Origin of the sequence: Kurthia sp. 11kri321, from assembly GCF_001534765.1 — a bacterium.
GTDB lineage: Bacteria > Bacillota > Bacilli > Bacillales_A > Planococcaceae > Kurthia > Kurthia gibsonii.
The window spans coordinates 663,077-681,219 of sequence record NZ_CP013217.1 but is presented as its reverse complement, the minus strand read 5'-3'; the positions used below and the strand labels follow the sequence as shown (position 1 = coordinate 681,219).

General features: G+C 35.4%; 23 protein-coding genes. 7 read left to right on the top strand and 16 right to left on the bottom strand.

The genetic code is table 11. The features are described from left to right. Window positions 1-19: 19 nt before the first annotated feature. Window positions 20-511 (bottom strand): NUDIX domain-containing protein, encoded by a 492-nt coding sequence (locus ASO14_RS03540; RefSeq protein ID WP_068451528.1) that lies wholly within the window; start codon window positions 509-511, stop codon window positions 20-22. 148 nt (window positions 512-659) lie between these two features. On the opposite strand from ASO14_RS03540, the gene ASO14_RS03535 reads away from it, so the two are divergent. After that, entirely contained in the window at window positions 660-920 is a 261-nt protein-coding gene (locus tag ASO14_RS03535) for a hypothetical protein (protein WP_068451525.1), read from the top strand. Between the two features lie 49 nt (window positions 921-969). Here ASO14_RS03535 and ASO14_RS03530 read toward each other — a convergent pair whose 3' ends face one another. From ASO14_RS03530 to ASO14_RS03520, 3 genes are all read right to left on the bottom strand, one after another. Next, window positions 970-2,661, bottom strand: a complete 1,692-nt coding sequence (locus tag ASO14_RS03530; RefSeq protein WP_068451522.1) for a methyl-accepting chemotaxis protein — start codon at window positions 2,659-2,661, stop codon at window positions 970-972. A 317-nt stretch (window positions 2,662-2,978) separates the two neighbouring features. Next, entirely contained in the window at window positions 2,979-3,353 is a 375-nt protein-coding gene (locus ASO14_RS03525) for a PH domain-containing protein (protein ID WP_068451519.1), read from the bottom strand. Between the two features lie 273 nt (window positions 3,354-3,626). Continuing rightward, window positions 3,627-3,989 carry a HesB/IscA family protein gene (locus tag ASO14_RS03520; RefSeq protein ID WP_068451515.1) on the bottom strand — a complete coding sequence of 121 codons (363 nt, stop codon included), beginning with the start codon at window positions 3,987-3,989 and terminating at the stop codon, window positions 3,627-3,629. 143 nt (window positions 3,990-4,132) lie between these two features. Here ASO14_RS03520 and ASO14_RS03515 point away from each other — a divergent pair, with 143 nt between their 5' ends. Beyond that, complete coding sequence (locus ASO14_RS03515) at window positions 4,133-4,819, top strand: DUF2225 domain-containing protein (RefSeq protein WP_068451513.1); 687 nt, start codon at window positions 4,133-4,135, stop codon at window positions 4,817-4,819. A 61-nt stretch (window positions 4,820-4,880) separates the two neighbouring features. Here ASO14_RS03515 and ASO14_RS03510 read toward each other — a convergent pair whose 3' ends face one another. Continuing rightward, window positions 4,881-5,102, bottom strand: a complete 222-nt coding sequence (locus ASO14_RS03510) for a NifU family protein (RefSeq protein ID WP_068451510.1) — start codon at window positions 5,100-5,102, stop codon at window positions 4,881-4,883. An 81-nt stretch (window positions 5,103-5,183) separates the two neighbouring features. Between ASO14_RS03510 and ASO14_RS03505 the strand changes: the two genes are divergently transcribed. Beyond that, complete coding sequence (locus tag ASO14_RS03505) at window positions 5,184-5,513, top strand: YuzD family protein (protein WP_068451506.1); 330 nt, start codon at window positions 5,184-5,186, stop codon at window positions 5,511-5,513. A gap of 121 nt (window positions 5,514-5,634) precedes the next feature. On the opposite strand, the gene ASO14_RS03500 is transcribed toward ASO14_RS03505, so the two are convergent. Further along, window positions 5,635-6,699, bottom strand: a complete 1,065-nt coding sequence (locus ASO14_RS03500; protein WP_068451504.1) for an NAD(P)/FAD-dependent oxidoreductase — start codon at window positions 6,697-6,699, stop codon at window positions 5,635-5,637. 169 nt (window positions 6,700-6,868) lie between these two features. Between ASO14_RS03500 and ASO14_RS03495 the strand changes: the two genes are divergently transcribed. After that, window positions 6,869-7,105 carry a YuzB family protein gene (locus ASO14_RS03495; RefSeq protein WP_068451502.1) on the top strand — a complete coding sequence of 79 codons (237 nt, stop codon included), beginning with the start codon at window positions 6,869-6,871 and terminating at the stop codon, window positions 7,103-7,105. A gap of 296 nt (window positions 7,106-7,401) precedes the next feature. Here ASO14_RS03495 and ASO14_RS03490 read toward each other — a convergent pair whose 3' ends face one another. Then, window positions 7,402-7,896, bottom strand: a complete 495-nt coding sequence (locus tag ASO14_RS03490) for a helix-turn-helix domain-containing protein (RefSeq protein WP_231726978.1) — start codon at window positions 7,894-7,896, stop codon at window positions 7,402-7,404. 119 nt (window positions 7,897-8,015) lie between these two features. On the opposite strand from ASO14_RS03490, the gene ASO14_RS03485 reads away from it, so the two are divergent. Beyond that, window positions 8,016-9,311 carry an MFS transporter gene (locus ASO14_RS03485; protein ID WP_068451499.1) on the top strand — a complete coding sequence of 432 codons (1,296 nt, stop codon included), beginning with the start codon at window positions 8,016-8,018 and terminating at the stop codon, window positions 9,309-9,311. Between the two features lie 2 nt (window positions 9,312-9,313). Then, complete coding sequence (locus tag ASO14_RS03480; RefSeq protein ID WP_068451496.1) at window positions 9,314-10,285, top strand: ornithine cyclodeaminase family protein; 972 nt, start codon at window positions 9,314-9,316, stop codon at window positions 10,283-10,285. 62 nt (window positions 10,286-10,347) lie between these two features. Here ASO14_RS03480 and ASO14_RS03475 read toward each other — a convergent pair whose 3' ends face one another. Further along, window positions 10,348-11,121 (bottom strand): TIGR01457 family HAD-type hydrolase, encoded by a 774-nt coding sequence (locus ASO14_RS03475; protein WP_068451493.1) that lies wholly within the window; start codon window positions 11,119-11,121, stop codon window positions 10,348-10,350. Between the two features lie 2 nt (window positions 11,122-11,123). Beyond that, window positions 11,124-11,573: a DUF86 domain-containing protein gene (locus ASO14_RS03470; RefSeq protein WP_068451491.1), complete on the bottom strand. Its 450-nt coding sequence runs from the start codon at window positions 11,571-11,573 to the stop codon at window positions 11,124-11,126. A 92-nt stretch (window positions 11,574-11,665) separates the two neighbouring features. On the opposite strand from ASO14_RS03470, the gene ASO14_RS03465 reads away from it, so the two are divergent. Continuing rightward, a complete protein-coding gene (locus tag ASO14_RS03465; protein WP_068451488.1) occupies window positions 11,666-11,932 on the top strand; it encodes a DUF3055 domain-containing protein in 267 nt (88 codons plus the stop codon). Window positions 11,933-11,969: 37 nt separating this feature from the next. On the opposite strand, the gene ASO14_RS03460 is transcribed toward ASO14_RS03465, so the two are convergent. The 7 genes from ASO14_RS03460 to ASO14_RS03430 form a co-directional block, all read right to left on the bottom strand. Beyond that, on the bottom strand, window positions 11,970-12,302 hold the full coding sequence (locus ASO14_RS03460; protein ID WP_068451485.1) for a YutD family protein: 333 nt from the start codon (window positions 12,300-12,302) through the stop codon (window positions 11,970-11,972). A gap of 27 nt (window positions 12,303-12,329) precedes the next feature. Then, entirely contained in the window at window positions 12,330-13,256 is a 927-nt protein-coding gene (gene lipA, locus ASO14_RS03455; protein ID WP_068451482.1) for a lipoyl synthase, read from the bottom strand. Between the two features lie 155 nt (window positions 13,257-13,411). Further along, window positions 13,412-14,509 carry an HD-GYP domain-containing protein gene (locus tag ASO14_RS03450; protein ID WP_068451479.1) on the bottom strand — a complete coding sequence of 366 codons (1,098 nt, stop codon included), beginning with the start codon at window positions 14,507-14,509 and terminating at the stop codon, window positions 13,412-13,414. 81 nt (window positions 14,510-14,590) lie between these two features. Further along, a complete protein-coding gene (locus ASO14_RS03445; RefSeq protein WP_068451476.1) occupies window positions 14,591-15,958 on the bottom strand; it encodes a bifunctional metallophosphatase/5'-nucleotidase in 1,368 nt (455 codons plus the stop codon). Between the two features lie 43 nt (window positions 15,959-16,001). Further along, on the bottom strand, window positions 16,002-16,823 hold the full coding sequence (locus ASO14_RS03440) for a sulfite exporter TauE/SafE family protein (protein WP_068451473.1): 822 nt from the start codon (window positions 16,821-16,823) through the stop codon (window positions 16,002-16,004). Then, window positions 16,820-17,680, bottom strand: a complete 861-nt coding sequence (locus ASO14_RS03435) for a DUF72 domain-containing protein (protein ID WP_068451471.1) — start codon at window positions 17,678-17,680, stop codon at window positions 16,820-16,822. Before ASO14_RS03435 ends, ASO14_RS03440 begins: the two co-directional genes overlap by 4 nt. 62 nt (window positions 17,681-17,742) lie before the next feature. Further along, on the bottom strand, window positions 17,743-18,135 hold the full coding sequence (locus tag ASO14_RS03430; protein ID WP_068451468.1) for a VOC family protein: 393 nt from the start codon (window positions 18,133-18,135) through the stop codon (window positions 17,743-17,745). Between the last annotated feature and the right edge of the window lie 8 nt (window positions 18,136-18,143).

Here is an 18,143-nt window from a genome sequence, read left to right as displayed (position 1 = left end):
GAAATACGAAACATAAGCATTAAAAATATAATTTATAAGCAGTATAGCCAAAAATATTATCTTTCTCAAGTTCACCTAATCGTAATGGTTTAGCCATTAAATCTAACTCTAATAATTCCAAAATCATCAAAGAAGTTCGCTTATCTTCTCTCAATTTTTCTGGTGACATCCAGCAAGCTTCATATAGTTCATCTAATTGAGGTATAATCTGTTGTTGCGCTGAATGTGCTGTTAATAAGAAAACTGCTAAATTGTCGCTAATATCATATTTTAATACGCCTGTACGAAATCCTAAAAATCCTTGTAGTGCTGGTTTTACATTCGTTTCTTCCTCTAGTTCACGCAGACAAGCCTCATCAACTGTTTCACCTGGTTGTACAAAGCCTGCTGGCAATGACCATTTGCCATCTAACCCACCATATCTTTTCATAACCACTAGCCATTCACCTGATTCATTCACAACAAGTCCTGCTACACCAAGCCATACTCGTGTACGTTCATTCGGATCCATTCGTATCACCTCTCTCGAACAATCATTTTCCTCTACCATTCCCTTAAATTCGTTCGGTTCATACCTTTTTCTCTCACTTTTGCAATCTGACGTTTGTTTTTTATCATGAAGGAAATATTTTATGTAAAAAGAAAAAGGAGGTTTTTATATGAAACAACTCGATTTAACTTTTTTCAAACTCGGCCATCATCTTTTACAAGCAAGTGAGGAATGTCATTATTATCGCTTTCAATTAGCAGAAAATCCACTACAAGCCTCAAACTACGGTGAAATTTTCATGCCGAAAGAGGCAGAAAAGCCGAGTCGTATTATTTTTTATGATGAACACCATCAAACAGAACAATTAGATGAAACACCTTCATGGTTTATGGACTGCTTTAATATTTTAAAGCGCTCATACCATGTTTAATACATTAAAAAAATCGAGAACTCGGTCCATTCCGAATTCTCGATTTTATTTATACTTTAAACTTTCTCACCAATATTTGAAGATTTTCTGCCATATCAGATAATGATGCAGAAGATGCTGCAATTTCTTCCATTGCTGCTAATTGTTCTTCTGTAGCAGAAGCCATCTCTTGCGTCCCTTGATCTGTTTGTTCTGTAATTTGTTCTAGAATAGATGTTTGTCGTGCCATTTGTTCGGTACTCCTATTCATTACATTGAATGACTTTGTTACCTCTTGCATTTTTGTAGCAGTTTCTGCAATCGATTGTTGAATCGACTCAAATGATGTACCTGCTACTTTTACAAGTCCTATTCCAGCTGTTACTTTATTCGTAGTTGCATTCATCGAATGAACTGTTTGAGCGGTCTCTTGCTGGATAGTCGCAATTAAATCTGAAATTTGCTTTGCAGATTCTGCCGATTGTTCTGCTAACTTTCTTACTTCCTCGGAAACAATCGTAAAACCACGCCCATGTTCTCCTGCTCGAGCTGCTTCAATTGCAGCATTGAGTGCAAGTAGATTCGTCTGTTCTGCAATGGCCGTAATGGTATCCACAATTTGACGAATTTCACTCGAACGTTCACCTAAGTGTGTTACATCTTCTGATAAATTACTTACCGTCTGATTGATTTCATCCATTTGAGTCGTCATATTACTAATCGCTTTTGCGCCTTCTATCGCTTGTTCAGAAGCAATTGTAGCTGTTTTAGTTGCTTGATTCGTATGTTTAGTCATGTCATCTACAATCGCAGTTACTTGTTGCACCGTTGAAGTTGTCTCATGTAAACTTTGAATTTGTTTTTCAGAACCATGTGCCACTTCTTGGACAGTTGTAGATATTTTTTCTGTCGCATGCGTTGTTTCTTCTGAACTCGCTGTTAATTGTTCAGAAGATGCGGCTACTTGTTCAGCACTCGAGCTAACTTCTCGAATTAAAGAGCGTAACTGCTCCAACATTTGATTAAATGTTTTTCCCATCACGCCTAATTCATCTTTTGTTGTGACTGGAATTTCTTTTGTTAGGTCACCTTCACCTTCCGCAATCTCTTTTAAAGAGTCTGTCATACTATTAATAGGATGTATAATTGAACGCGCAATGAGATAAGCAAATACTTGTCCAATTACAAGTAAAATGAATACTAATGCATAGAATGTGATGGATTGATTCTTTTGTGTACTCTCTAAATTCTCTTTATACACTACAATCTCTTGATTCACTACCTCAGTCATTTTTTCAACACTTGGATCTACTAATTCTTTACGGATACTACGCTGTTTCCCTGTATGTACCATTAAAGCTTGTTTTTTATCGCCTCGTTGATAAAAATTCATCATATCCTTAGACTGCTCAAAGTATTGATTCATATTTTCTTCAATTGTCTGTAAACCTTGTAAATTATCTTTTTCTAAATGCGGCATTTTTTTCGCCTCATTTAAATAAGTCGCAATATCTTCTTTCTTCTGTTCAATTTGTTGAGTTAATGCTTCTTCACCTGTTAGTAAATAAGCACGTTCATCATTTGAAATACCCGTAAAACGATATTGAACTGATTTTAGTAATAACTGAAAGGCTTCGTGTTCTTGCATAATTTCATAGGCTTGCTTTGTAGACTTCAATTGATAAATCGACATACCAGCTGTAATGATTACTGCTGTTGTTAATACCAACATAACAAGCCTTAACTTCGCTTTAATTTTCACGCAAAATCCTCCATGTCTAATTTCTCTAGTTAGCATAAGACTATTGTACCTATTACTTAAGTATTAGACAATGTAAATCGCAGAACTTTTTATTTTACCCTAAAAATTTAATAATTTCGCTAATTTTGTCTGATATATTAGTTTTTCAACGATTGATTATAAACTTGAAACACATGCATGAGATTGTTGGTGAATTATCATTAACAATACGAACTATAGCCATTTTACTTTGCAAATCTCAATCTGTTAGTATGTCGCATGTCAGCAAAAAAAAGAACGACCTACATAATAGAATGTTGGCCGTCTATATATTGTTACTATAAAATGTACCCCGCCAGTACGCTTTGAACTTGATAAATATTAGTCGCTTTATTAAAGTTTTTCTGTATTGGAACGGCACTTCCAGAAACCCATATCTTTAATTCTGCATCTAAATCAAATGTGCCTGCAGTTTCAACAGAAAAATGAACGATATTTTTATATGGAATCGAATGATACGCTGTTTTCTTTCCAGTAACACCTTGCTTATCAATTAAAATAAGCCGCTTATTGGTAAAGATAAATGTATCTCTTATAACTTTGTATGCGTTCTCTATTGTTTCTCCAGATATTAATAACTCTTTTAGTTCTTCCTGTAATTTAGTTATACTCGCTTCGGATGCGTTTCCCATTAGTCCATCAAATAGCCCCATATCAAATCCCACCTTCAATTATTTTATATATCAAACTAATTTTACCATTTATTCAAGCGAATTAGAATCTTAATCCTATTACCTATTTTATGAACTTTATTTAGCTGTTCATTTCATGAATATCGGTCATAAAAAAAGCGCTCCCTTCCATATTATTTTTCAATACAGAAGAAAGTGCTTTTTATCATTAATATTCAAATATGTGATGAAAACTAACTAGCACATAGTTGTTATAAATACGTTTGCATGTCACACTACTGTTCACTCAAGAAATTAGCAGTTTTCAGGTGTTCCAGCAACTTTTGCTGTTCTGAATGATGTACCGCAACCACATGATGCGATAGCATTTGGATTGTCGATTGTGAAACCGCCACCCATTAGAGATTGTTTATAATCGATTTTTGTACCTTGTAAAATAGCTGCGTCTTCTTTTGAAACAATCACTTTTAATCCATTTTCCTCGAACTCAACGTCTGTTTCTTGTTTTTCTTGATCGAAGCCCATACCGTATGTTAAGCCGCTACAACCGCCACCTTTTACAGAGACGCGTAAGAACGCTGCTTCTTCTCCATTATTCTTCATCATTTCGTGAATATGGAAAACTGCTGCTTCTGTTATCTGAACGACATTTGTCATTTGCTTCACCTTCTTTCTTTCCTTTATCATATCAATTTTTCACATCAGAGTAAAACAACAAAACTTTTCATTTTCATCGCTATTTTTCGACAAATTATGATATAATAGTCTCATACATAACGTGAGAAATGAGGACTGTTAATATGGAAATAACTCCTTATTATGATAAACAAATGACATGTATTCATTGTCAAAAGAAATTTAACACTACAAAGATTCGCAAAAGCACAGTGAAAGTTGTGACAACAGACTCAGATTTTCATCCTATCTATGAAGGTGTGAATCCTCTGTACTATAATGTATTCGTTTGTGAACATTGTGGTTTGGCATTTACAGAGGACTTTTCTACTTATTTTGCACCGGGAACGCGTGAAGCGCTTCAATCACGTATTTGCGATCATTGGCAACCGCATTCTTTTGATGGGGAACGTACACATAACCAAGCTATTCAATCGTATCAACTCGCAATTATTTGCGGTGAAATAAAAAAAGAAAAAAATGTGTTACTTGCTGGACTTGCTCTTCGTACGGCTTGGCTTTACCGTGAACAAGGAAAAACCGATTGGGAAATTCGTTTCTTGGAAAGTGCGCGCGATAAATACGTTGAAAGCTATTTACAAGGTGATTATCAAGGGCTTGGTATGGGCGAATTAAAAATCCTCTACTTAATTGGAGAACTATCACGTAAACTTGGGGATATTGATATGGCAACACGTTACTTCTCACGTGTACTCGAAAAACAACGCACCTCAAACGAAACACGCATCGTTCAAATGACAAAAGAGATTTGGCAAGAGATACGTGAGAAAAAAGAAAAAGATATTGGGTAATACCCATACATATAAAAAAAGAGCGCGTCACGTTCGACACGCTCTTTTAAGCATACGTTGATTAGAATACTTGTTCAACCTCAATAACACCAGGTACTTCTTCTAATAATGCACGTTCAATACCTGCTTTTAATGTAATTGTCGAACTTGGGCAACTACCGCATGCACCTAATAAACGTAATTTTACAATTCCGTCCTCGATGTCTACTAATTCACAGTCACCGCCGTCGCGTAAAAGGAACGGACGTAATTTATCTAAAACTTCTTGTACTTGTTCTGTCATTTGTATCGACTCCTTTCTCTAAAATCATTATAATATTTATAGGCTTAAAAATCTATTAAAGAAATCGTGAGGGGATTAAAAGTGTCAGAAACAAATGTAGAAATTGAAATCTACGGAGCTAGCGTCCAATGTGCTAGTTGCGTGAATGCACCGTCATCCATCGATACGTATGATTGGTTGAAAGCAGCGATTGGACGTAAATATCCAAACCAACCTTTCAATATCACTTACATCGATATTGAGCAACCAATTGAGAATGAGCGCCATGCCGAATGGGCAGAGAAGGTTCAAAACGACGAATTTTTCTATCCACTTGTATTAATTAATAACGAAGTCGTTGGAGAAGGTTACATTCAGCTTAAACCAGTTCTTACACATCTAGAGCAATACGGTTTCAAAGTACCAGAATAGATTGAATAAAGAGTCTATGGGATACATCACCCATCTCTTTTAAATAAATATAAAAAAAGATCAACCTCGGTATTGTGAGATTGATCTTTTTTATGTTGCTATGTACAATCAGAAGGCTAATTTAGCCGTTTTGATTTTTGTACATCCATAGTAAACCAGATTTCATAAGACGTGCAATACGTCCTGTTACAGTACGGTCTGCTAAGTAAACGAAGCCTTGTTTCTTACCAAGCGCACCCATAAAGCCTTTTAATTTAATGTCTGGCATTTTTTCAGGTAGTGATTCATTCGCCCATACTTTTTTCAGTACCGTAACAATTTGCTCACCTTGTTCCTCTGCTAGTTGTGCAGATGGTCCAAATTGAGAAGCTGCACAGTCACCCACTACATAGATACTTGTATCGACTGGTGTTTGGTGGTATTGGTTCACAGCTACACGTCCGCAGTCCATTTCAAGCTCTAAATCACGTACGACTTTCACAGGTTGAATCCCTGCAGTCCAAACGATTAAATCAATATCAATTTGATCTTCATGATTGTAAAGTGCTGCTTTACCGACTTTTGTAATATTTGAGTTTGCAATAACATCGACATCATGTTTATCGAACCATTTTTTAACGTATTTTGATAAGCGTTCAGGGAAAGTTTTCAAAATACGAGGACCGCGGTCAAATAGTTTAATTTTTAAGTCTGAACGGCTTTCACGCAGTTCTGAAGCTAATTCAATACCAGATAATCCTGCTCCAACAATCCCTACTGTAGCGCCTGCTGGTAATGCTGAAATTGCATCGTATGCTTTACGTGATTTTGCCATTGTTTGAATGCTATATGAATGTTCTTCAGCGCCAGGTACGTTATGGAAGTTGTCTTCACAACCTAACCCAATAACTAATTCGTCATACGGAATTTCTTTACCATCTTCTAAAAACACAGCTTTTTTATCGCGATCAATATTCACGACTTCACCATAGACAATTGATAAACGTTCATGAGTTGGGAATGTCACACGCATATGTGTTTCAGGTGTTGTACCTGCCGCAAGTGCGTAGAATTCCGTTTTTAAACTATGGTACGGTGCGCGATCAACTAACGTAATTTGAACATCTTGTGGTAAGTTATTTGGTAATAGACGTAATAAAATACGCATATTGCCGTAACCTCCACCTAATAAGACTAAATTTCTCATTAGAACTCTCCTTTTCTGCTCACAATATCGTAACATTTTCTTTATCCCTAACGAGTATAAACGATTGTGAGAAGTTTCACAATATGTTTGTGAGAAGTTTCACAATTAAAATCAACTGATTGACGAAAATCGCGAAAAATAGTACTATCCTCTTTAGAGGTGACGCAACATGAATCCATTAGTTGAATTTTGCGTCAGTAACCTGGCAAATGGTGCACAAGATGCATTTGAAGTTTTAGAGAATGATCCGAATATCGATGTACTCGAATATGGCTGCCTAAGTTATTGTACGCGCTGTTCTGAAAGTTTATATGCGCTTGTCGACGGTGAGATGGTCGAAGCCGAAACTCCAGAAGAACTGACAAAAAAAATCTACAAACACATTGAAGAAAATCCATTATTTTAAATAATAAAAACTATAGTTTACGTAAAAAAGCTTGAGACAAAAATATTTCAAGCAATAATGATCCCGTATGATTTCTAAAGTCATACGGGATCATTTATTTATATCAATTTTCGCTTCGAAAAACGCTTTCCTCAGGAGTCGTTTTCTACTTGTTCAATTGATTCAATTATTCTTATTTAAAATACACTGATTTTGTTCTGTATAAATCTCTTTTACTATGTGTTACTTTTTAAATAATACTTCTTTATTAATATATTATTTTAAGTATGCATATTCTATAAATTATTTTTCAAACTTTAAATGTTAGAAATAACAATTAGTTCACAACTATTGGCTGTTTCATTTCGCCAATAATGCCCTTTAGATGCATCATAAAATAGCGTTTCTCCTTTTTTCAAAAAATAATCTTTTTTTTCAAGCGTTATATGTACTTCACCTTCTATTACATAAATAAATTCATGACCAAAATGTTGAATTTCGTCTCCTCGATTTTCATATGGTTTTAAGGTTACATGCAGCGGCTTAAAATTAGCATCTGTAATCCCGTTTGATAAATCCTTATAAATAAAAGGTAATTTATATTCTTCTTGTTCTGTATCACTGAAAAATGCACTTGGATGAATTTGAAGTGTATCTGCTATTTTTCTAAGTGTTTCTAATGTTGGGCTACATTTATCAAGTTCTACTTGAGATAAAAAACTAATGGACACATTTGTTTTTTCTGATAGCTCTTTCAAAGTCATTTTTAGTTCTTTTCTGCGTATTCTAATTTGTTTACCTATTGTTGACACGATGTCACCTCTTTTTTATTTTACATTAATTATAATAAAGTAATTGACAGAATTTTTTCAACTCTTTACACTATAAATTGAAGTAATACTTCAATTCATAGTAATTAGGGGTGACACAAATGGATAAAAAGCAAGAAAGAAGAATTTGGTTAGCGAGTTTAGTTGGGAGTTCTATAGAATGGTTTGATTATTTTTTATATGCAACTGTCGCTGGTTTAGTTTTTAATCAAGTGTTTTTTGTTTCAGAAGATCCAACTGTTGGTTTATTACTATCTTATGCATCACTTGCGTTAGCATTTTTCATTCGTCCATTCGGTGGAATTATTTTCAGCCATATAGGGGATAAAATCGGACGAAAAAAGACGTTAATCATTACTTTATCATTAATGGGTGGCGCTACATTTTTAATGGGTGTATTACCTACATATCAAGCTATTGGTGTAGCTGCACCAATATTATTGGTTTCGTTACGGCTTATTCAAGGTCTAGGTATTGGTGGCGAGTGGGGAGGCGCTTTATTATTAGCGTATGAATATGCACCACCTGAAAAAAGAGGTCTTTATGGCTCTATTCCGCAAATGGGTGTCACAATTGGTATGTTTTTAGGCACAGGTGCTTTAACATTTATTACATCTGTTATTTCTATAGATGCCTTCGTGTCATGGGGATGGCGCGTACCATTTATTTTAAGTGCATTTTTAGTTTTATTTGGTTTCTGGATTCGAAAAGGTATCGATGAAACGCCAGATTTTAAAAATTTAAAGGAATCTGGTGAGGTAGTTAAGGTACCTTTGTTCGAAACACTTAAAACACATTGGCGAGAAGTTTTAATTGCAATTGGAGCAAAGGTAGTAGAAACTGCTCCGTTTTACATCTTCGGTACTTTTGTTATTTCTTATGCAACTACACAACTTGATTTCACTTATGTAGAAGCACTCATAGCTGTTATGGTAGCAACAGTTGTTACAACTGTTTTAATACCTATCATGGGTAGCTTATCTGATAAAATTGGACGAAAGAAAATGTATATCTATGGTGTTTTAGCTATGTTTATTTATGCTTTTCCATATTTCTTACTCCTACATCAAGGTACTTTCATCACTTTACTAATATCAACTGTTATTGGCCTAGGTGTAATTTGGGCGCCTATTACTGCCGTTTTAGGAACTATGTTCTCTGAAATTTTCGATGCTAAAGTTCGTTATACAGGTATAACTCTAGGCTATCAAATTGGTGCAGCATTAGCTGGTGGAACAGCTCCACTCGTAGCAACAGCTTTACTATTAGAATTTAATAATTCATGGATTCCTATAGCACTTTACATTATGTTAACAGCAATTATCTCATTAATTTCTGTTTGGGCTATTCGAGATTCAAAGAAAACAGAAAAAACAATCGCATTAAAGGAGACTTAACTATGTATATATTCGAAACAGACTTAATGGAACAACACTATACGATGGCCGATGCCATCCAAGATATTAAAAGAACATTAAAAGCAAAAGCAGAAGGATTCATTGAAAGCCCTGAACGCACAGTGTTAGATGTCAAAAAACAAAATGCTTCAGCTTTATATATGCCCTGTTGTAATCTACAATCTGAAATGGCTTCTGTAAAAATCATTTCAGTCTTTCCAAATAACCCTGCTAAAGGGCTAGCTACTTCACAAGGTATTATCATACTAACCGACTTAAAAGATGGACAACATGTAGCAACTTTAGAAGCTTCATATTTGACGAGATTACGCACAGGTGCACTTTCTGCTATCGCCACGGATCGCTTTGCTAAAAAAGACGCTAACTGTTTAGCTGTTATTGGAACTGGTGCAATGGCTCTTGAGCAAGTAATGGGTGTGTCAGAAGTTAGAACTCTAGAAAAGATTTTCTTATATAATCGCTCAATCGAAAAAGCTCAGAAATTTAAAGAAATCTTAATAGTAAAAGGCTTACAAGCAGAAATAACGATTTGTGAAAGTGCTGATGAAGCAACGAGACAAGCAAGTATTATTAATTGTGCTACTCGTTCAAATACATCCGTCATTCATAAAGATGCTATAAAACCCAATACTCATATTAATGCAGTTGGCTCTTATTTACCTGATATGAGAGAAGTGGATACAGATTTGATTATCAAAGAAAATCAAATTATTGTAGATGACCTAGTGGGTGTAAAACATGAAGCAGGCGAATTTATTGCAGCTGTAGAATCAGGACAAATTAGTTGGAATAACATTTATGCTACATTAGAAGACGTTATTACAAATTCTGAGCTAAAGAAAAATTCATCTATCACGATTTTTAAATCAGTTGGTGCAGCCTATTTTGATTTAGCTGTTGCTGAAGGTGTTTATAAAAAGCTTCATTCACAAAGTAAAGAGATTACTTTATAGATATATTTAAATAAGAAAAAGAGAAAGCATTCATATTGAATGTCTTTCTCTTTTTTATACATCTATTCAAAAAAGTTTTTCAACTCTTCTAATGTCTGTACATAATATGTTGGTTTTAGCTTTTGCATACGTACTTGTTCTGTTGGTGATACGCCTGTATTCACATGGCATGTATCAATTCCAAAATGAATTCCTGCTAAAATGTCGGTCTCATAATTGTCTCCAATCATAATCATGCGACTTTTTTCTAGTTGGAATGTTTCTTGCAAGGCTGCTAACATATGCGGCTCAGGCTTACCAATACTAATTGGCTCTACATTTGATACTTCCGCTAATAATCGAACAAGGCTTCCGTTCCCTGGAACGAAACCACGCTCTTTCGGAATTTTCAAATCTCCATTCGTTGCAATGAACTTTGCACCGTTTTGTAGTTGATACCCCGCAAGTTCCATCTTCTCATAATTTAACGTCGTATCAAGACCTTGTACAACGAGTTGTGCATGGTCTTCTACAATCGGAATACCCTCTTGTTCAAGCGCCTCATACAAACCCGTTTCACCAATAATAAAAGCGGTTTCATTTGGATAGTACTTCGCAATATATTTCGCTGTCGCAATGGCAGATGTCATGATGTGATCTCGCTCTAATTCAATCCCCATACCCGATAGCTTTTCATAAATTTGCTGTTGTGTCATCTTCGCATTATTCGTTACGTAAAAAGGACGAATACCTTGCGCACGTAAGAACTGAATGAATTCACGTGCCTCCGGAATAACTGTAGAACCTCGGTAAACAGTACCGTCTAAATCAAAACAATACGATGTATAGTTTTTCATAGTTAGTCTCCTTCTGGGATGAACGCAGTAACAACAATACCTGACTCTCTTTCAACAAACTTTTCTACAGACGGCTTAAATTGTTTTAAGTTTGGTAATACTTCATTCATTGTAGCTAATAGAGCATCGATATCTACTTCTAAAATATCACGCACAAGTACACGACGGTGACTAATCAATGCTTTTAAAGGCGCTTCCATATCAGGTGTTACAACTTTTTCATCCACTAAGATATCGATAATATCATCATAACTTCCTGGATCACGCATAATAAAACCATCAATTAATGTATTCCCTACATCAATAACTGCTTCAATCAACACATTGGCAATACGAGCTGCTGCTAATTCATGAACTGTATCTTGTTTCCAATCTGTTGTTTCAAATGTTTGGAGTAAAGAGTCCATATAAACTAGATTTTTCGTAATTTTTTTACTATCGATGAAATACATTTGTACTTCTCCTCCATTCAAGGAATTAAGTTTGTTGAATCTTCTCTTATATAGTAACATATCTTTAGGAACTAGAGGGGGCAAGGTATAAAATGGACAGATTTTTCTTATATGATGACCAAGAAGACACATCAACGCGCTTTGTAAGCTTTATGGGCGAGGAACAGCGCTATGATTTAGCCATCATGCAAAGTACACGTTTTTACGGAAAATTAATCGTAATGGATATGCAATATAGTCGTTTCGCCATCATCGGTTCGGATGATTTAGATGAGCCTGGCTATCTCGAACATGTATTCAATCGTTCAGAAAAAGAAGCACAGGAACTACGTGAATATTTATATGAATTAGTTCACTAATAAAAAAGTAGCCCCTAATTAAAGGAGCTACTTTTCTTTATTCGCTGACTTCATTTTCTACAACTTCTGTTTCTACTTCTTGTACGACTTCTGGTTGCTTTTCGCCTCTTTTGAGTACAAAATATGCTGCACCAAAATTACAGTACTCATATAAATAATCTTGAAGTGTACCGATTTTTGTATCAAATGTTGCCTTGGCATTTTGATCATCATAAAAACCTTTTAAACGCAATTGACCATATCCCCAATCGCCCACGATATAATCATATTTCGCTAAAATATCGCTATAACGATTGGTGAAATCTTCTAGTTTAAAAGCCTCACGATAGTCTGTCTCAAGTGTATAAAGATATCCACCTGCACTAATCATATTCATCGTCCTCCGCTTATGGAGTGATTATTGATTTGACATTTGACGTTGTTTTGTTGCTGCATTTACTTGCTCGTCCGCATGGTAACTACTACGTACTAACGGACCCGCTTCACAGTGGCTAAATCCTTTACTCATCGCTACTTTACGTAACTTACCAAACTCAATTGGTGAGTAATATTTTTTAACTGGTAAATGCTTTTTCGTAGGTTGTAAATATTGACCAATTGTCATAATGTCTACGTTATTTGCACGTAAATCATCCATCACTTCATAAATTTCTTCTTCTGTCTCTCCTAATCCTATCATAAGTGATGACTTTGTAGGAATATCTGGCTGCATTTCTTTTGCACGACGTAAGAATTCTAACGAGCGATCATATGTTGCACGCGCACGTACACGTTTTGTTAAGCTACGTACCGTTTCAATATTATGATTTAAAATATCTGGACGCGCATCCATTAAAATACGTAAATTCTCCTCGATTCCACCCATATCTGATGGTAATACTTCAACTGATGTTTGAGGACTTTTACGACGAATGGCACGCACTGTTTCAGCTAATACGCTAGCACCGCCATCTTTTAAATCATCACGTGCTACAACTGTAATAACAACATGCTTCAGATTCATTAGTACAACCGAATCTGCTACACGTTCTGGTTCTGCTAAGTCTAATTCATTTGGTAAGCCTGTTTTAACAGCGCAGAAACGACAAGCGCGTGTACATACATCTCCTAAAATCATAAATGTTGCTGTACGACGCTCTCCCCAACACTCATGAATATTCGGACAACGTGCTTCCTCACAAACTGTATGTAGGTTTTTTTCTCGCATTAATTTTTTTAATCCACGATACTCGTCATTCGTATTTAGTTTGATTTTTAACCAATCTGGTTTACGAATATGTTCTTCTTTATTTGATTTTTGATTTGTCGGTTTACATGATGACACAAATATTCAGCTCCCATCATTATTTTAAGTAATCCCTTGCTTGTGTCAATGTACCATAAACGTGCTACTGTTACAACATTCAAAACCAATTATTTCAATCTTCTTTACAGAAAAAAAAAAGAGAAACTGCATACGAGTACAATTTCTCTTTTCTATTATTCACTTAAAACATAATCTAATTCGACTTTTACAATCTCAACATCATCTTCTAATTGATATTCATATGTAGCTTTTAATAATTGATTATCTTCTTCAAAAATACGTAGACCTGGTTTATTCGGTTGTGCATGATTTTGTTTATACACGATTCCTCGACGACCATCTGATAACAAAACAACCGAACCATTTGTATAAATCGCAATGACTTTTTCAAAAGCACGAACAACACGCTCATCATACAATGTACCCATACCTTCTTTAATAATTTCCATACCTTGTGAAGGGAGCATCTTATTACGATAGACACGGTTGGATGTCACCGCATCAAATACATCTGCAACTGCTATAATTTTAGCATAGGGGTGAATTTCAAAATCAACCAGTCCACGTGGATAACCACTACCATCTAAACGCTCATGGTGTTGGAATGCACAGTGTGCTGAAAGTAATGAAATCGTATGTAGATTACGCAATAAATCAAAACCATAACGTGCATGCAACTTCATCGTATCGAATTCTTCTGACGTTAAGCGACCTGGCTTGTTTAAAATCTCAAATGGAATGAGCATTTTTCCAACATCATGAAGCATCGCGCCAATACCGATTTGACGAATTTCCTCTGCATTATATCCTAATTCGCGTGCAATGGAGATGGAATAGATGGTCACCTGCAACGAATGTTGATAAATATATTCATCATAAATGAATGCATCGCTTAATACTGTTACAATCTCTTTACTCTCGAAAATATAGTCCATTAAATCATTAATGATTGATACAAATTGCTTCGAATTTTCATCTAGACAATACGTGATGTTTTTTTCTCTTGTTGCACGTTTAATGCTATTAAAAGAGTCTTGTATTTGTTGAATAGCTTTATGTCTTACTTGTAATGGTACAGTTTCTTGGACATCAATGTCTTTTGAAATAGTATCTTCAATATACACATAGTGAATATTAAGTTGTACTAAGCGCCCAATAATACGATCCGTAATCTGTACACCATCTTGCAAAAGTGGTCTTCCGGAATCATTCCAAATTGTGCGTCCAATGACCATACCTGGCTTAAGCGATTTCGTTGAAATTAGCCTCATTCTTAATCCCCATTTGCTGTTTAGTCTCTTAATTGATTTTATTATATAACATATATGGCAAATATAAGAATGGAAATTAGCCTATTTTCCAAAATATTTGTAACCATATATTGCTAAAATATCGCGTAAAAAATGTGGGAGTAAATATGTTTTTTTCATATCCTTTAATTCTGGGAAAAACCAACCAAATGTAAACATATCGAGTGTCACTACTTGAATACGCGCATCATCTTGCTTTTTCATACCATTTACATAAAGTTCATCCTTTTTTACCTCACAGTGATACTTTAGCATCTTACCTAAAATGCGCCCCCTGAAGCCCAATCCTTTTAGCTCCATTTGAGACCATTCTGCATTTTGCTCATCTATTTTTTGTAAACACGCCTTCAATTGTGTGCCTGTCATCTCAATCTTACAAGCATTAATTGGATGGGGCAGCATTTGATGTAAATCATATGCAGTAACAGGACCCTTTTTCAGTGGGGTTAAAAAGATACCTGCACTAAAAAATGCACAATCTGCCTTTGCATAGTCCATCAATGCTTCTGCAAAAAAACGTGCCAAATGACTATCGTGTTGCCATTCTAAATTACAATAGCGAGAAGCATGAAATACTTCTACACTTAATTGTTCTTTTCCCCAATTATGAAGCGCTTCGAATTCACGTGTCTCTCCCTCAACGTGTGGTAATTGACTTGTCTCGATTAACTCTGTTTCAATCTTTTCGATTTTATGGTTTTCTGCACTATATTTAATAACAGAATAACCAATATACTGTCCAAATTTTCCACCCCCTGTTAACAAGGCTTGTTCTACTTTCTTGCCATGTTTTAATACATGATGGGTATGTGAACCGATAATTAAATCAATATTTGGAATCGTACTAGCTAATATTTCATCTGAATTTAGACCTAAATGAGATAGACATATTACAATATCGGTCCTTTCACCGATTTCTTTAGCAGTTTTTTGCAAATTTTTTATAGGATCTGTGACTTTCCAACCTAACGGGCCATAATAATCATAAAAAGGAGCTGTTGCACCAATTACCCCTATTTTTATCCTGTCGTGCGTTGTATAGATTTTATAAGGGGATGCCCATACAGGCTGGGTATCATCTTGTTCTTTTAAATTCGATAAAATCACATCAAATTCTGTCTGTTCGTAAAGCGCTGCTAAAGCCTCTTTTGATAAGGTAATGCCTTCGTTATTACCAATTGTCACAGCATCATAGCCAGCTTCATCTAACAAGTGAACATTCTCTCGTCCAAGCGTTGCTTCTGTATAAAGGTCCGCTCGATCAATAAAATCTCCTAAATCAAAAATAAAACAAGCTTCTCCTTGTTGTTCGTGTATTCGACGCTGTGTTTGTAAATACTCACGCGTCCTTGCCCATGTTTTCAGATGACTATGAATATCATTCGTATGATAAATATGAATCGTTGTCATCTCATTCACTTCCTTATCTTCGTATTCGTGAAATGCTTACTCTTTATATTAATCCTACTACAATTGAACGAATTCCGAGAATCAGAAGCATAATTCTTAAAATAAAAATTACTGTATCTGACCCTAACCGTTTATTCCAAGCCGCACCAACTTTTGCACCAATATAAGCTCCTGGTATGACAGCTAATACTAAATGCCATGGAACATGCCCAAAGTAAATATGTGAAGCCGAATTAACAAGTGATGTTAAAAATACTAAAAACATCGATGTGGCAACTGCAATATGTGGTGGGAATAAAAAAAGAATGACAAGCATTGGCACAATCATAGATCCCCCGCCAATCCCAAACATACCTGACATCATACCAATTACAAATGTCATCACGAATGCAAACCAAATTGGATAGCCGTATGTATAACTTTTACCATCTAAATCTGTTTTTGTTATTTGCATACCATGATTTTTAAACCATTCAATCGGTTTAAATCGATTTTTAAAAATTAAAATGAGTGATAGTACAATCAATAATAGACCAAAGTAAAGGTTAAATGATGGCAAATCTAGCTGTTTACTAATCCATGCGCCAACGAATGTACCAGGAATACTTCCCGCGAATAAAATGAACCCAGATTTATAATCTACCGTACCTGACTTTATATACGATAAAGTTGAAGATAGGCCGATAAAAATCATCATAATGACGGATAAGCCAACAATTTTTTGTGGTGTTAGCTCTGGAATCATTCCTTGTGAAATACCAAAGTATAGCAATGCGGGTACAAGAATAACGCCCCCACCCAATCCGACTAATGCACCAATAATCCCTGAACAAAGTGAAAAAAATAAAATAATTGCGTATGTCATGTGTCATCTCCCCCAAATAAATCGAGCTGTTTTGGCGCAAGTCCATCGTAAGAAAGACCGAGCATATGAACCAGTGTTTTCGCATTTGGAAAAGCATCATAATCTGAATTATTATTAAAAACGACATATACATCTTGCACTTGTTTTTGAAGTGTCTCAATGACAGTTTTTAATTCTTGTAATTCCTCTTCATTATAATGATATAAAAAACGTACTTTTCGCCACTGTTCATTGTTCCCAGGATTACGCCATCCATGTACGTTTCGTCCATGAATTCTCACGAGTGCCTTATTCGATGTTGCCTGTGCAACAAGTGGAACACTGCCTTCTCCAACTTGCGGTTCATCACATACTGTATGAATTAGTTGTAATGATTTGAGTAATTGAAAAGTTCCTTCACGATACGGTTTGTCGTACCATGTACGATTTCGAAATTCAATCGCAACCGGAAAATCAGCTAACTGTTGTTTCACATAGCGTATATATTGTACATTTTTAAATTGGCAATCAAACCATGGTGGAAACTGTACAAGGACAGCCGCTAAACGTCCTGCCCGCTGAAAGATTTCGGCTACCTCTCGGAAAGCTTGGAACATCTCACCTTTTGTTTCATATGGTAAATTCTCACGTAGATGTCCTGTCATTCCTTGATACGCTTTTAATATGAATCGAAAGGTGGTTGGCGTATCATCCAGCCATTTTTGAATTGATTTTTCATTTGGAATCGCATAAAACGATGTATCCACTTCAACAATCGGGAAATGTCCACTATAATCGTATAATTTATCTGTTGCTTTCGTTGTTTTACTATATGCTGCTGGGTGATCTCCCCAGCCTGTTAAGCCAACATAAATCATCACTTCACATCCTTTCTTACTATGATAAAGGTATTTGCATTAAAAAAACAGCCACTAAGCTTCTAGTGGACTGCTTGATTTTCTTTAGATAAGGTTGTCTTAAAAGCAATTACGTAGCCATCTAAATCCCGAATTGCAAACTCTTTGAAACGTATACCCTCTTCATATGTATCACGTGGATTGAATGCAAAAAGAGCACCGTTATTTCGATATGTTAAATACATTGAATAAAGTTCTTCGACTGTATCTACACATACGTATAATTCTGGTTGTAACTTCTTTGGGTGTATTTCAGTGACATCCGTTGCTTGTTTTAAATGGATTACAAATTTTTTCTTTTCATCCACAAACTTCGAACCTTCTCCTTGAATCCCTAAAATCGTTGAGTAGTAATCGACGGAAAGTTCTAAATCCGATACAAGAATTTCTTTTTCAGAATTCTGCATAGGCGACATCTAAGAAT

What these genes read in the sequence shown, in the direction of transcription:
- ASO14_RS03540 (WP_068451528.1), bottom strand. Translation starts at nt 511, where the DNA reads ATGGATCCGAATGAACGTACACGAGTATGGCTTGGTGTAGCAGGACTT.
- ASO14_RS03535 (WP_068451525.1), top strand. Translation starts at nt 660, where the DNA reads ATGAAACAACTCGATTTAACTTTTTTCAAACTCGGCCATCATCTTTTA.
- ASO14_RS03525 (WP_068451519.1), bottom strand. Translation starts at nt 3,353, where the DNA reads ATGGGGCTATTTGATGGACTAATGGGAAACGCATCCGAAGCGAGTATA.
- ASO14_RS03520 (WP_068451515.1), bottom strand. Translation starts at nt 3,989, where the DNA reads ATGACAAATGTCGTTCAGATAACAGAAGCAGCAGTTTTCCATATTCAC.
- ASO14_RS03515 (WP_068451513.1), top strand. Translation starts at nt 4,133, where the DNA reads ATGGAAATAACTCCTTATTATGATAAACAAATGACATGTATTCATTGT.
- ASO14_RS03510 (WP_068451510.1), bottom strand. Translation starts at nt 5,102, where the DNA reads ATGACAGAACAAGTACAAGAAGTTTTAGATAAATTACGTCCGTTCCTT.
- ASO14_RS03500 (WP_068451504.1), bottom strand. Translation starts at nt 6,699, where the DNA reads ATGAGAAATTTAGTCTTATTAGGTGGAGGTTACGGCAATATGCGTATT.
- ASO14_RS03495 (WP_068451502.1), top strand. Translation starts at nt 6,869, where the DNA reads ATGAATCCATTAGTTGAATTTTGCGTCAGTAACCTGGCAAATGGTGCA.
- ASO14_RS03485 (WP_068451499.1), top strand. Translation starts at nt 8,016, where the DNA reads ATGGATAAAAAGCAAGAAAGAAGAATTTGGTTAGCGAGTTTAGTTGGG.
- ASO14_RS03480 (WP_068451496.1), top strand. Translation starts at nt 9,314, where the DNA reads ATGTATATATTCGAAACAGACTTAATGGAACAACACTATACGATGGCC.
- ASO14_RS03475 (WP_068451493.1), bottom strand. Translation starts at nt 11,121, where the DNA reads ATGAAAAACTATACATCGTATTGTTTTGATTTAGACGGTACTGTTTAC.
- ASO14_RS03470 (WP_068451491.1), bottom strand. Translation starts at nt 11,573, where the DNA reads ATGTATTTCATCGATAGTAAAAAAATTACGAAAAATCTAGTTTATATG.
- ASO14_RS03465 (WP_068451488.1), top strand. Translation starts at nt 11,666, where the DNA reads ATGGACAGATTTTTCTTATATGATGACCAAGAAGACACATCAACGCGC.
- ASO14_RS03460 (WP_068451485.1), bottom strand. Translation starts at nt 12,302, where the DNA reads ATGATTAGTGCAGGTGGATATCTTTATACACTTGAGACAGACTATCGT.
- ASO14_RS03450 (WP_068451479.1), bottom strand. Translation starts at nt 14,509, where the DNA reads ATGAGGCTAATTTCAACGAAATCGCTTAAGCCAGGTATGGTCATTGGA.
- ASO14_RS03445 (WP_068451476.1), bottom strand. Translation starts at nt 15,958, where the DNA reads ATGACAACGATTCATATTTATCATACGAATGATATTCATAGTCATCTG.
- ASO14_RS03440 (WP_068451473.1), bottom strand. Translation starts at nt 16,823, where the DNA reads ATGACATACGCAATTATTTTATTTTTTTCACTTTGTTCAGGGATTATT.
- ASO14_RS03435 (WP_068451471.1), bottom strand. Translation starts at nt 17,680, where the DNA reads ATGATTTATGTTGGCTTAACAGGCTGGGGAGATCACCCAGCAGCATAT.
- ASO14_RS03430 (WP_068451468.1), bottom strand. Translation starts at nt 18,135, where the DNA reads ATGTCGCCTATGCAGAATTCTGAAAAAGAAATTCTTGTATCGGATTTA.